At 60.5% G+C, this 12102-nt stretch carries 12 protein-coding genes; 8 read left to right on the top strand and 4 right to left on the bottom strand.

The features are described 5' to 3' along the window. Positions 1–35: 35 nt before the first annotated feature. Both ACMXYJ_RS25625 and ACMXYJ_RS25620 read left to right on the top strand, forming a co-directional pair. Positions 36–1502, top strand: a complete 1467-nt coding sequence (locus ACMXYJ_RS25625) for a purine-cytosine permease family protein (RefSeq protein ID WP_415757431.1) — start codon at positions 36–38, stop codon at positions 1500–1502. Continuing rightward, entirely contained in the window at positions 1495–2424 is a 930-nt protein-coding gene (locus tag ACMXYJ_RS25620; protein ID WP_415757430.1) for a PfkB family carbohydrate kinase, read from the top strand. The genes ACMXYJ_RS25625 and ACMXYJ_RS25620 overlap by 8 nt, the downstream gene beginning before the upstream one ends. A gap of 168 nt (positions 2425–2592) precedes the next feature. On the opposite strand, the gene ACMXYJ_RS25615 is transcribed toward ACMXYJ_RS25620, so the two are convergent. From ACMXYJ_RS25615 to ACMXYJ_RS25605, 3 genes are all read right to left on the bottom strand, one after another. Beyond that, complete coding sequence (locus ACMXYJ_RS25615) at positions 2593–2847, bottom strand: hypothetical protein (protein ID WP_415757429.1); 255 nt, start codon at positions 2845–2847, stop codon at positions 2593–2595. 102 nt (positions 2848–2949) lie between these two features. Further along, positions 2950–4155, bottom strand: coding sequence for an MFS transporter (locus tag ACMXYJ_RS25610; RefSeq protein ID WP_415757428.1), 1206 nt, complete (start codon positions 4153–4155; stop codon positions 2950–2952). Positions 4156–4267: 112 nt separating this feature from the next. Then, positions 4268–4921, bottom strand: a complete 654-nt coding sequence (locus tag ACMXYJ_RS25605) for an HD domain-containing protein (protein ID WP_415757427.1) — start codon at positions 4919–4921, stop codon at positions 4268–4270. Between the two features lie 128 nt (positions 4922–5049). Between ACMXYJ_RS25605 and ACMXYJ_RS25600 the strand changes: the two genes are divergently transcribed. The 6 genes from ACMXYJ_RS25600 (at position 5050) to ACMXYJ_RS25575 (ending at position 10923) form a co-directional block, all read left to right on the top strand. Continuing rightward, positions 5050–5529 carry a GNAT family N-acetyltransferase gene (locus ACMXYJ_RS25600; RefSeq protein WP_150657035.1) on the top strand — a complete coding sequence of 160 codons (480 nt, stop codon included), beginning with the start codon at positions 5050–5052 and terminating at the stop codon, positions 5527–5529. A 192-nt stretch (positions 5530–5721) separates the two neighbouring features. Further along, the gene (locus ACMXYJ_RS25595; RefSeq protein WP_415757426.1) at positions 5722–6714 is read left to right on the top strand and encodes a 2-dehydro-3-deoxygalactonokinase; all 993 of its coding nucleotides are present in this window, start codon (positions 5722–5724) and stop codon (positions 6712–6714) included. Positions 6715–6733: 19 nt separating this feature from the next. Continuing rightward, positions 6734–7354 carry a 2-dehydro-3-deoxy-6-phosphogalactonate aldolase gene (locus ACMXYJ_RS25590; protein WP_415757425.1) on the top strand — a complete coding sequence of 207 codons (621 nt, stop codon included), beginning with the start codon at positions 6734–6736 and terminating at the stop codon, positions 7352–7354. 46 nt (positions 7355–7400) lie between these two features. Beyond that, positions 7401–8549: a galactonate dehydratase gene (dgoD, locus tag ACMXYJ_RS25585; protein ID WP_008152275.1), complete on the top strand. Its 1149-nt coding sequence runs from the start codon at positions 7401–7403 to the stop codon at positions 8547–8549. A 199-nt stretch (positions 8550–8748) separates the two neighbouring features. Then, positions 8749–10059 carry an MFS transporter gene (locus ACMXYJ_RS25580; RefSeq protein WP_415757424.1) on the top strand — a complete coding sequence of 437 codons (1311 nt, stop codon included), beginning with the start codon at positions 8749–8751 and terminating at the stop codon, positions 10057–10059. 60 nt (positions 10060–10119) lie between these two features. Beyond that, the gene (locus ACMXYJ_RS25575) at positions 10120–10923 is read left to right on the top strand and encodes an IclR family transcriptional regulator (RefSeq protein WP_223480819.1); all 804 of its coding nucleotides are present in this window, start codon (positions 10120–10122) and stop codon (positions 10921–10923) included. On the opposite strand, the gene ACMXYJ_RS25570 is transcribed toward ACMXYJ_RS25575, so the two are convergent. After that, positions 10920–11972, bottom strand: a complete 1053-nt coding sequence (locus ACMXYJ_RS25570; protein ID WP_283181187.1) for an NAD(P)-dependent alcohol dehydrogenase — start codon at positions 11970–11972, stop codon at positions 10920–10922. The two genes, ACMXYJ_RS25575 and ACMXYJ_RS25570, sit on opposite strands and share 4 nt — an antisense overlap. Between the last annotated feature and the right edge of the window lie 130 nt (positions 11973–12102).

Genomic DNA, 12102 nt, shown 5'->3' with positions numbered 1-12102 from the left:
CGACAACCACAACAAAGGCAACAGGAGCATTTCACATGAGTTCAACAAACACCGGGCAAAGCGCCGGGCAACTGGAAACCCGTGGCATCGAGCCCGTGCCGGAAGCAGAGTGCAACGGTCATCCGCTGCAGCTGTTCTGGGTCTGGTTTGCCGCCAACATCTCCATCCTCGGCCTGCCGCTGGGTGCGACCCTTGTAGCCTTTCGCGGCTTGGCGATCTGGCAGGCGATCATCGTCGCGATCCTCGGCGCCGCGGGTTCCTTCGCGGTGGTCGGGATCATCTCCATTGCCGGTCGGCGTGGTCGCGCCCCGAGCCTGACGTTGTCGCGAGCGATCTTCGGTGTACGCGGCAACATCGGTCCGACCCTGGTCTCGCTGATGTCGCGTCTGGGCTGGGAAACCGTCAACACCACCACCGCCGCGTTCGTGTTGCTGTCGCTGTGCTCGATCCTGTTTGGCTCGCCGGTGGAAGCCAAAAGCGCACCCGTGCTGACGTTGATCTTCATTGCGATTTTCGTACTGCTGACCCTGTCGGTGTCGGGCCTCGGTCACGCCACCTTGCTGGTGATCCAGAAGTGGGCAACCTACGTGTTCGGTGCGCTGAACATTCTGGTCGGCGGTTTCCTCTGCGCCACCATTGACTGGAGCGCGGTATTCAACGCCACGCCGGCACCGCTGAGCGCAATGATCATCGGCGTCGGCACCATGGCCGCCGGCACCGGGATCGGTTGGGCCAACGCCGGTGCCGACATGTCGCGCTACCAGCACCGCAGCGTCAAAGCCGTGCGCCTGGTGGCGTCGGCGGCGTTCGGTGCGGGGATTCCGCTGGTGCTGCTGATCACCCTCGGCGGCCTGCTGTCGGTGGGCAACAATGACCTGGCCTCGGCCACTGATCCGATCATCGCGATCCGCGACATGCTGCCGACCTGGATGGCCGTGCCGTACCTGATCACCGCGTTCGGCGGGTTGTTGCTGTCGAACAACCTGTCGGTGTACTCCGCCGGTTTGACCACGCTGACCCTGGGCTTGAAGGTCAAACGCGTCTACGCGGTGGTCGTCGACATCGTCGCGATCTTCGCCGGTTCGATTTATTTCATGCTGATCGCCGACAGTTTCTACGGCCCGTTCATTACCTTCATTTCGCTGCTGGCCGTGCCGATCACCGCGTGGGTCGGGATCTTTGTCGTCGACCTGATCCATCGTCATTACTACAGCCCCAAAGACCTGCTGGACGTCAGCCCGAGCAGCGCTTACTGGTACAGCGGCGGTATCGAGTGGCGCGCCTTCGGTGCGTGGGCGTTGGCGATCGTGCTGGGCTTCAGCTTCACCACCATCGGTACCACCGAACAAACCGTGTGGTTCCGCGGCTTCCTGTCCGACTCCTGGCTGGGCCATAACGGCCTCGGCTGGATCGTGACGTTCCTGGTGGCCGGTGGCATTTATTTTGTACTCGGCGGGGCCAAGGATCGTCGTGCTGCGATGACTGAGAACGCTCATGCCTAGATTGCTGCACACCGGCCAGGTCATGATCGACCTGGTCATGGCCGTGGATAAACTGCCGCATTCGGGCGGCGACGTATTGGCGCAGTCCGCCAGTTTCGAGGCTGGCGGCGGCTTTAATGTGATGGCTGCGGCTCAGCGCAATGGTTTGCCGGTGGTTTACCTCGGGCGCCACGGCACCGGGCGTTTCGGTGATCTTGCCCGTGAGGCGATGAAGGCTGAAGGCATTCGGATCGGCATCACTAAACCCGCCGAACGGGATACGGGATTGTGCGTCGCGGTAACCGAAGCGTCGGCCGAACGCAGTTTCATTTCCTATATCGGTGCCGAAGGTGAGCTGACGGCCGAGGATTTGGCCAGCGTACCGGCCGAGGCGGGTGACTATGTCTACGTCAGCGGCTACAGCCTGCTGCATGGCGGCAAGGCCCAGGCACTGGTGGATTGGGTGCTGGATTTGCCGAGAGAGATCAACGTGGTGTTCGATCCGGGTCCGCTGGTGGATTCGCCGGATGAGCCGTTGATGCAAGCCTTGCTGGCGCGCATTGATCTGTGGACCAGCAACAGTGTCGAAGCGTTGAAGTTTACCGGAGCGTCGGACATTGCCGAGGCGTTGAACCGGTTGGCCGATCACCTGCCGGCCGACGTCTTGATGGTGGTGCGTGACGGCCCGCAAGGGTGCTGGATCAGCCAGCATGGAGACCGCCAGCATGTGCCGGGTTTCAAGGTTGAGGCGGTGGACAGCAACGGCGCGGGGGATGCGCATGCCGGGGTGTTTGTGGCCGGGTTGGCGCGAGGGTTGGTCCCGGTTGACGCGGCGCGGCGGGCTAATGCGGCGGCTGCGTTGGCGGTCACTCGATGGGGGCCGGCGACTTCGCCGGGGACTGCTGAGGTGGATGCGTTAATCAGCAAGACCTTTGGCGTCTGATCTATCGCCATCGCGAGCAAGCTCCCACACTGATCTGTGAACGACACAAATCCCCTGTGGGAGCGAGCCGGCTCCGGGCGGCGTTCCGACGATGGGGCCATCAAATTCAACAAAAATCCTGACCTTACCCAGTCGCAGCCGCGCACGACTGCGACCTGATTCGTCTTGTTAAACGTCGAGCTTGCGCGCCGCCTCCACCCCTGCGGCACTGAGTTTGATCGGCAAGTTCAACGAGTGCTCACCGGCCTCGTTGCAGATCACATGACCCTGCTGGATCAATCCACGATCCTGCAGCGTGGCGAGGGTGCTGGCCACGACTCTCTCCCCCCGGTAATTGTCCAGGACCTCTTTGCCCAAACCCATTGGATGGGCGTGCAGCAGACGGGTCAGGACTTCTTTCTCAAGGTTTTTATCGACGTTCATGGTTACCTCTTCATGGATGTGGATAGGTCCATTTAATTAGAGTCCTTATCTGATATTGGTCCGCCCCCGATTTGGATTGGTGCCTGATGAACGACGAACGGTCTAGGCTTGTTGCAACGTTTTGCTGGTAACGGCTCGGCGCCAGACCAGCCGGCCGACGCTGATCAGCCAGTTCAGCAGGGCCATTGCCAGTACCGTGAGCAGCAGCGTCGACATCCCTTGTTCGACGATGATTTTCCCCGCCAGCAACGGAAAACCGAACACGCCAATGAAGTAGGACAGGCTGAACAACAGCAAGGATTGCGCGGTGGTGCCGTTCGGCGCTTCGTTGGCCGCCAGGCCGTTGATCACCGAATAGGTCAGCCCGTAACCGACCCCGAGCATCACGGCCGCCAGCACGTAGCTGAACCCGTCGTCGACGACAAAAGCGAACATCAGGATCGAGCCCATCATCAAGCCCGACAACAGGCAGGACGCCCGGAACGGGTCGCGCTTGACCACGAAACCGGCGATCAGCATGCGGCTGCTGATCGCTGCGCTCATAAAGCCGAGGAAGAACAATGAGTAGTCGAGTGACCGCGCGGCGGCGTAGCTGGTTTGAAAACTCGACAGACCGCCGAAAACGCAACCGCCGAGGCCGACCATGATGATCGGAAACACCGCTCTGGACGACAGCACTTGCGCCGTTGCACGCCAGGAAATTCGTGACATCGCTGCCGAGTGGGCGGGCGCTTTTTTCAGCTGCGAATCCAACCGCCAGAACAGCAACACGCCGATTAGGCTGGCCGCCGCCGCAAGGTAAAACGCCGCAGTGATCGGATAGCCGAGCGCACTGGCTACGCGGCCTAACAAGGGACCGCTGCCGATCCCGGTCATCATGCTGCCCGACAATAGCGCAAAGTATTTCGCGCGTTGGACAGGTGTTACCAGGCTCGCCACGATGATCGGGCCGAGGGTGTAGAACACGCCCCAACCCAGCCCCAGCAAGAGCCCGAAAAACAACAGCAGATTGCCAAACCCTGGCGCCAAGGCGAAGCCCAGGCTGGCAGCCACCAGCAAAATGCCGAACAGCGCAATCGAGCGCGCCGCGCCGAGCAAATCGGACAAGTGCCCGGAAACAATAACGGCGGCAAAGGTGCTGAGCATCGCCGCCGAAATCACACTGCCGGCATCGTGCTCGTTGCCGCCGCGGGAACCGATCAACAACGACAGTAAAAAGGTCGAGCCATAGGACAGCGACAGCAAATAGCTGGCCAGGCAAAACAGACCGAACAACCTGCTTGAGACTTGGGGTGTTGCGCTAGGCATGACGCGGTTCCTTGACCCGATAGAAGAGAGCGTCATCTATCTATCACGCAAGGCGTCGATGTCAGGTATGTGGTTATCGATTTCAGGGTTAGCGCTGGCCGGAGTAAAGCCTTCAGCAAGTGCCTATTTCTTCCTTGAACAGCTCCATGAAGCCTTTCAACCGTTCGTGGCGAGTCTGTGCCAGACGCTGGCCCGTGGTCGTTTTGAATCCTTCCGCCAGGTGCAGCAGTTTGGTCTGGAAATGGTCGAGGCAAAACCGTTTGTCATCGTATTCCCGGTCCTTCGCCTCGGGATCCTCTGGGTCGTACAATGCGCTGCCCATACGTCCGGCGATGTAAAAGGTTCGCGCCACGCCGAGCATGCCAAGGGAGTCGAGACGGTCGGCGTCCTGCATGATGTTGGCTTCGAGCGTGGTCGGCGCGATGTTGGCGGAAAAACTGTGCGCTTCGATGGCATGGGCAACCGCGCTGGTTTTTGCGTCTGGCCAAGCCATGTCCGCCAACATGATCGATGCCTTCTCGGCGGCCAGCCGCGACGCCTGAGAACGCAGCGGCGAGTTCTTCTCTACCGCCACGCAATCATGCAAAAGCACTGCCGCGAGCAGCACCTCAAGATCGCCACCTTCTTCAGCGTGAAGCGTACGCACGTTGTGCCAGACCCGCTGCAAGTGCGACAGATCGTGGGCGCCGTCCTCTGAGGGTTCCAGCGCGTGGGGCAGCAGTTGCGCAGCGAGGAGTTGCAGTGGCGCGAAAGCATCAGTGTTCATAAACATCCTGTTAAGTAAAAACGTCTTTTGCAGCGACATGCTCCATGGATCAGCTTTGAATTTCCAGTGTGACGAGCGCCGCTCGCCGCCTTAGTATGGCGTTTTCAACTTTTGACGAAGGCACGTCCATGACGATCGAGATCCGCCCGGCGACCCCGAGCGATGCACCGCAAATCCTCGGGTTCATCACCGAACTGGCCGACTACGAACGTGCCCGCCACGAAGTCATCGCCAGTGTCGCCGACATCGAGCGCAGCCTGTTCAGCGAAGGCGCCACCGCCCACGGCCTGATCTGCCTGCGCGACGGCTCGCCGATCGGCTTCGCGGTGTTCTTCTTCAGTTATTCCACGTGGCTGGGCAGCAACTGCCTGTACCTCGAAGACCTCTACATCACCCCCGACCAGCGTGGCGGCGGCGCGGGTAAAACCTTGTTACGCCATCTGGCAAAAATCGCCTGCGCCAATGATTGCGGTCGCTTTGAGTGGAGCGTGCTGGACTGGAATAAACCGGCGATCGAATTCTACAAGTCGTTGGGTGCACAGCCGCAGGAGGAGTGGGTGCGGTATCGGATGGATGGGGCGGTGTTGCGGGAATTTGCCGAGGGCTAGATCGCAACCGGCGTCTATTAAAGATCGCAGCCTTCGGCAGCACCTACACCTATCCGTAGGTGCTGCCGAAGGCTGCGATCTTTTTTTGATCTTGTCCCAATATATGGGAGTGATATTTATATATTGAGATTTTGATGTGTCCGGGTTTATAGTCCAGCTCACTCACTGCCAATAAACAAAACAGGTGAAGCGATGCTGGCGCAATTGATCGCGCTCGATTGGGGGACAACCTCATTACGTGCTTACAAACTCGCCGCGGGTGGCCAGGTGCTCGAACAGCGTTCGCTGTCGTCGGGGATCATGCAGCTGCCCAGGACGCCGCGCATGATCGCGGGTCAGGAATGTGCCGACGGTTTTGAACTGGCCTTCGATGAGGCCTGCGGTGACTGGCTCGACGCGCAGCCCGATTTGCCGGTGATTGCTTGCGGCATGGTCGGCAGCGCACAAGGCTGGCGTGAAGCGGCTTACCGCGATACGCCGGCGAACGTCGCCAATCTCGGAACTTCCCTACAAACAGTTCGCAGTCTTCGCGGTGTCGATGTGCACATCGTGCCGGGCGTGATTCAGCGGTCTCGTTTGCCAAACGTGATGCGCGGCGAAGAAACCCAAGTGCTCGGGGTCCTGCAAAATCTGCCGGCCGAGGCGGGTGGTGATCTGTTGATCGGTCTGCCGGGCAGCCATTCGAAGTGGGTGGAAGTGGCCGACGGCTGCATCGTGCAGTTCGATACCTTCATGACCGGCGAAGTCTTCGCCGTGCTCAGCGAGCACAGCATTCTGGGGCGTACCCAGCAAAAGGGCGCGCCCTTCGATGGCCACGCCTTTGATCGTGGTGTGCAGGTGGCGCTGTCGGCGGATGGCGAGATCGGGCCATTGTCGACATTGTTCAGTGCCCGCAGCCTCGGGTTGACTGGCGAACTCAGCGCCACCGCCCAACCGGATTACTTGTCCGGTCTGTTGATCGGCCATGAACTGTCAGCGTTGGCGAGTGTTCAGCGGCGCCGACGCAACAGCGTTCATCTGCCTTCGATCATCCTCATCGGTAATTCCCAACTCTGTGCCCGCTACAGCCGGGCGCTCGATGCCTGCGGTTTTGCCCGGGTGACCCTGGCCGAACAGGCCACCGAACGCGGCTTGTGGCAGTTGGCGGTTGCCGCCGGACTGATCACACCCAACCCATCCCGTTAAACCTGACTGGAGGTCAGACATGCTCAAGCAAGCATTGGCGCAAAACGGTCTGATCGCGATTTTGCGTGGCCTGCGCCCGCAAGAAGCGGCAGCCATCGGCGAAGTCCTTTACGCCGCCGGATTTCGCGTCATCGAAGTACCGCTCAATTCCCCTGAGCCGTACGAAAGTATCCGCATCCTGCGCAGTACCTTGCCCGCCGATTGCCTGATCGGCGCGGGCACGGTGTTGACGCCGGAGCAGGTCGAGCAAGTGAAAGCGGCGGGCGGTCAGGTGATCGTCATGCCGCACAGCGATGCCAAGGTGTTGCGCGCAGCAAAAGCGGCGGGGTTGTTCCTGTCGCCGGGTGTGGCGACGCCGACTGAAGCCTTTGCGGCATTGGCCGAAGGGGCGGACGTGTTGAAGATGTTTCCGGCCGAGCAGATGGGCCCGGCAGTCGTCAAAGCCTGGCTCGCAGTGTTGCCTGCGGGAACGATTCTGGCGCCGGTCGGCGGAATCACGCCGGACAACATGCAGGTGTTTATCGACGCGGGCGTCAAAGGTTTCGGCCTCGGTTCCGGGTTGTTCAAACCGGGCATGACGCCTGAGGAAGTGGCGCTTAACGCCAAGGCCTACGTGGCTGCCTGGAAAGCCCTTCGCTAAGACTTTTTGGCGCTGCGAGCGCTACATCTATAAGAGAGACAAAAAGATGAAAATCACCAAACTCACCACCTTCATCGTTCCGCCACGCTGGTGCTTCCTCAAGGTCGAAACCGACGAGGGCGTGACCGGTTGGGGCGAGCCCGTGGTTGAAGGCCGCGCTCACACGGTCGCCGCTGCCGTTGAAGAATTGTCCGACTACCTGATCGGCAAAGACCCACGCAACATCGAAGACATCTGGACCGTGCTTTACCGCGGCGGCTTCTACCGGGGCGGTGCAATCCACATGAGCGCCCTGGCCGGTATCGACCAGGCGTTGTGGGACATCAAGGGCAAGGCTTTGGGTGTGTCGGTCAGCGACCTGCTCGGTGGGCAGGTGCGGGACAAGATTCGCGTTTATTCGTGGATCGGTGGCGATCGGCCGGCGGACACCGCGCGCGCTGCAAAAGAAGCCGTCGAACGTGGTTTCACTGCGGTGAAAATGAACGGCACCGAAGAGCTGCAGTTCCTCGATTCCTTCGAGAAAGTCGACCTGGCCCTGGCCAACGTCGCCGCCGTGCGCGATGCGGTGGGCCCGAACGTCGGCATCGGCGTCGATTTCCATGGCCGGGTGCACAAACCCATGGCCAAGGTGCTGATGAAGGAACTCGATCCATACAAACTGATGTTCATCGAAGAGCCGGTACTCAGCGAAAACTACGAAGCGCTGAAAGAATTGGCGCCGCTGACCAGTACGCCGATCGCTCTCGGCGAGCGTCTGTTCTCGCGCTGGGATTTCAAGCGTGTGCTCAGTGAAGGTTACGTCGACATCATCCAGCCGGACGCGTCTCACGCCGGAGGTATCACCGAAACCCGCAAGATCGCCAACATGGCCGAAGCCTACGACGTGGCGCTGGCGCTGCACTGCCCGTTGGGCCCGATTGCACTGGCGGCGTGTTTGCAGCTGGATGCGGTTTGCTACAACGCGTTCATCCAGGAACAAAGCCTGGGCATTCATTACAACGAGAGCAATGACCTGCTGGATTACGTCAAGGATCCGCGGGTGTTCGACTACGACAAAGGCTTCGTGAAAATCCCCAACGGCCCGGGCTTGGGGATCGAGATCAACGAGGAATACGTGATCGAACGCGCGGCCGTCGGCCACCGCTGGCGCAACCCGATCTGGCGCCATGCCGATGGCAGTTTTGCCGAGTGGTGAGTGATCTCTAATCCACCGCAAACCCTCTGTGGGAGTGAGCCTGCTCGCGATAGCGGTCTATCAGCCAGCATTGATGTCATCTGACACACCGCCATCGCCAGCAGGCTGGCTCCCACAGTTTGATCTCCATGGACAGGGAGATTTGCGGCAAACCCGGATTTCACATCGACCTCAATAAACATAAGAAGAGGCATTTCCCATGCAACCGCAAACCCTCACCGGGCAGGCGTCGTTGGTGACGCCCAGTCGCAAGCGTTTTTTCATCATGGTGCTGCTGTTTATCACCGTGGTGATCAACTACCTGGACCGCAGCAACCTGTCCATCGCCGCCCCGGCACTCACCAGCGAACTGGGCATCGATCCAATCCACGTCGGGCTGATCTTCTCGGCATTCGGCTGGACTTACGCCGCGATGCAAATCCCCGGCGGCTGGCTGGTGGATCGCGTCCCGCCGCGCATCCTTTACAGCGTCGCGCTGCTGCTGTGGTCGATCGCCACCGTCATGCTCGGCTTCGCTGCCAGCTTCATCGCACTGTTCGTGTTGCGCATGGCAGTCGGGGCACTGGAAGCACCGGCGTACCCGATCAACAGTCGTGTGGTCACCACCTGGTTCCCCGAGCGCGAGCGCGCCACAGCCATCGGTTTCTACACGTCCGGGCAGTTCGTCGGTCTGGCGTTCCTGACGCCGGTATTGGCCTGGCTGCAGCATCAATATGGCTGGCACATGGTGTTTGTCAGCACCGGTGCGGTGGGCATTCTCTGGGCGGTGATCTGGTACGCGGTGTATCGCGAGCCACGGGATTTCAAAGGCGCCAATGATGCCGAAATCGAGCTGATCCGCGATGGCGGCGGGCTGGTGGATATCCAGGCTGAACAAGCCAAAGTCAAAGCCAAATTCAGCTGGACCGATCTCGGCATCGTGCTGACCAAACGCAAGTTGTGGGGCATCTACCTCGGCCAGTTCTGCCTCAACTCGACGTTGTGGTTTTTTCTGACCTGGTTCCCGACCTACCTGGTGAAATATCGCGGCATGGACTTCATCAAGTCCGGCCTGTTGGCGTCGCTGCCGTTTCTCGCCGCCTTCGTCGGTGTGCTCTGTTCGGGGTTCTTCTCCGACTGGCTGATCCGCCGCGGCTACACCGTGGGTTTCGCCCGCAAGTTGCCGATCATTGGCGGCCTGCTGATTTCCACCTCGATCATCGGCGCCAACTTCGTCGAGTCGACACCGTTGGTGATTGCCTTCCTCGCGTTGGCGTTCTTCGGTAACGGGCTCGCGTCGATCACCTGGTCGCTGGTTTCAACGTTAGCCCCGGCGCGCTTGCTCGGGTTGACCGGCGGGGTGTTCAACTTCATCGGCAATCTGTCGGCGATTACCACGCCGATCGTCATCGGTTTCCTCGCCACCGGTGATTCGTTCGCTCCCGCGATCACCTATATCTCGGTTCTGGCGTTGATTGGCGCGCTTTCCTACATCTTGCTGGTCGGCAAAGTCGAGCGTATCAAGTTGTAGTTGCGGCATGCGGGCGACCATAATGCCGCCCGTTCACTCGCTCAACGGTAAAGGCTGGATATGCAGGAAGACGCCCCAAAAATCGCCAAGGACGCCGCACCGACCGGCACCCAGACACTGCTTCGTGGCTTGGGTGTGGTTCAGGCGGTGGCCAGTGGCGCCCGCGATCTCAAGGAAATCGCCCGGCTGATCGGCACTACGCGCAGCACTACCCATCGTCTGGCCAGTTGCCTGGTGGACGAGCGTTATCTGCGCGTGGTGCCGCAAGTCGGTTATTTGTTGGGGCCGAAGCTGATCGAGCTGGGTTTCCAGGCACGCGAAGAGCTGCCGCTGGTGACCCTTGCCGGGCCGTATCTGGATGAGTTGTCGGCGTTGACCGGCGACACCATTCATTTGGCGATTCGAGAAGGCGATGAGGTGCTGTACCTGCACAAGAATCCGGGGCGCAATGGCCCGGAAATGCGTTCGCGGGTTGGCCATCGCATGCCGTTGGCGCGCACCGGGATCGGCAAGGCGTTGATGCTCGATGACACGCAGGAAGAATGGCAGCGGCTGTACGAAGTCAGCTTGCCGGCGGGTGGGAAAAATCAGTTCTGGCCGCAGCACCCGGAGCAGTCCTGGGAGCAATTTCAGCAGCGCATGATCGAGTACGTGGCGGGCGGTTATGCGTTCGATCTGGAAGACAACGAACCGTCGATCCGCTGTGTGGCGGCGCCGATCCGCGATGCCAGCAAACGTATCGTCGCCGGTATCAGCATCGCCAGCACCGTGCCGTACATGCCGCTGGAAAAAATGGCCGAGCTGATTCCCCTGATCAAAGGGGTCACAGCCCGGCTGTCGGCGGAGCTTGGCGCTAAGGTTTAGACCTTCAGCGTTGCCATGTCGATCACGAAACGATACTTCACGTCACCCGCGATCATGCGGGCGTAAGCCTCGTTGATCTGGCGGATGTCGAGCATTTCGATGTCGCAGGTGATGTTGTGCTCGGCGCAGAAATCCAGCACCTCCTGGGTTTCGGCGATGCCACCGATCAGCGAGCCGGCCAGCACACGACGGCCCAATACCAGTTTGGCGGCGTGGACCGGTGGATCGACCGGTTCGATCAAGCCCACCAGAATGTGCACGCCGTCGAAACGTAGCGTATCGAGGTAGGGATTGAGGTCGTGCTGCACCGGAATGGTGTCCAGCAGGAAGTCGAAATGGCCTGCTGCGGCCTTCATCTGTTCGGCATCGGTGGACACGATCACGTGGTCCGCACCCTGGCGACGACCTTCTTCAGCCTTGCTCGCCGAGCGGGTGAACAGCGTGACTTCCGCGCCCATCGCCTTGGCGAACTTGATGCCCATGTGGCCGAGGCCGCCCATGCCGAGAATCCCGACCTTGTCGCCTGCCTTCACGCCGTAGTGCTTGAGCGGCGAATAGGTGGTGATGCCGGCACAGAGGATCGGCGCGGCGCTGGCCGGGTCGAGTTTTTCCGGGATGCGCACCACGAAGTGTTCGCTGACCACGATGCTGTCGGAGTAGCCGCCCATGGTGTTGCTGCCATCGACGCGGTCCGGGGTGGCGTAGGTCATGGTCGGACCTTCGAGGCAGTATTGCTCGAGGTTCGATTGGCAGGCTTCGCAGCTGCGGCAGGAATCAACCATGCAGCCGACGCCGACCAGATCGCCGACTTTGTGCTGGGTGACGTTCGCACCAATCGCGGTAACTTTGCCTACGATCTCGTGGCCGGGCATCAATGGGTAAACGGCAATGCCCCACTCGTTGCGTGCCTGGTGGATGTCGGAATGGCAGACGCCGCAGTAGAGAATATCGATCGCAACGTCGTCGGCCCGTGGGCTGCGGCGCTCGAATTTTACGGGGGCGAGGGGAGTGGTGGCCGATTGGGCGGCGTATCCGATAGCGGTGTACATGATGAACCTCGCAAAAGCTGTGACGGGTGAGGTGGCGTATTTTGGGCGCCGCACCGGCCTCCGGCCATGGCGATTCCTCCGGGTGTCATGCCTAATCCTCCGGCATCAGCCTTCAATGGGTCGCATTGGC

Origin of the sequence: Pseudomonas arabinosi (assembly GCF_047758675.1) — a bacterium.
Classification (GTDB): domain Bacteria; phylum Pseudomonadota; class Gammaproteobacteria; order Pseudomonadales; family Pseudomonadaceae; genus Aquipseudomonas; species Aquipseudomonas arabinosi.
The sequence above is the reverse complement of the archived record's forward strand: the minus strand, read 5'-3'. Positions and strand labels throughout refer to the sequence as shown.

Bases quoted from the DNA above. Each gene is read 5' to 3' on its own strand.
- ACMXYJ_RS25605 (WP_415757427.1), bottom strand. From the start codon at position 4,921: ATGAACACTGATGCTTTCGCGCCACTGCAACTCCTCGCTGCGCAACTG.
- ACMXYJ_RS25570 (WP_283181187.1), bottom strand. From the start codon at position 11,972: ATGTACACCGCTATCGGATACGCCGCCCAATCGGCCACCACTCCCCTC.
- ACMXYJ_RS25590 (WP_415757425.1), top strand. From the start codon at position 6,734: ATGCTCAAGCAAGCATTGGCGCAAAACGGTCTGATCGCGATTTTGCGT.
- ACMXYJ_RS25580 (WP_415757424.1), top strand. From the start codon at position 8,749: ATGCAACCGCAAACCCTCACCGGGCAGGCGTCGTTGGTGACGCCCAGT.
- ACMXYJ_RS25575 (WP_223480819.1), top strand. From the start codon at position 10,120: ATGCAGGAAGACGCCCCAAAAATCGCCAAGGACGCCGCACCGACCGGC.
- ACMXYJ_RS25620 (WP_415757430.1), top strand. From the start codon at position 1,495: ATGCCTAGATTGCTGCACACCGGCCAGGTCATGATCGACCTGGTCATG.
- ACMXYJ_RS25610 (WP_415757428.1), bottom strand. From the start codon at position 4,155: ATGCCTAGCGCAACACCCCAAGTCTCAAGCAGGTTGTTCGGTCTGTTT.
- ACMXYJ_RS25595 (WP_415757426.1), top strand. From the start codon at position 5,722: ATGCTGGCGCAATTGATCGCGCTCGATTGGGGGACAACCTCATTACGT.
- dgoD (WP_008152275.1), top strand. From the start codon at position 7,401: ATGAAAATCACCAAACTCACCACCTTCATCGTTCCGCCACGCTGGTGC.
- ACMXYJ_RS25600 (WP_150657035.1), top strand. From the start codon at position 5,050: ATGACGATCGAGATCCGCCCGGCGACCCCGAGCGATGCACCGCAAATC.
- ACMXYJ_RS25625 (WP_415757431.1), top strand. From the start codon at position 36: ATGAGTTCAACAAACACCGGGCAAAGCGCCGGGCAACTGGAAACCCGT.
- ACMXYJ_RS25615 (WP_415757429.1), bottom strand. From the start codon at position 2,847: ATGAACGTCGATAAAAACCTTGAGAAAGAAGTCCTGACCCGTCTGCTG.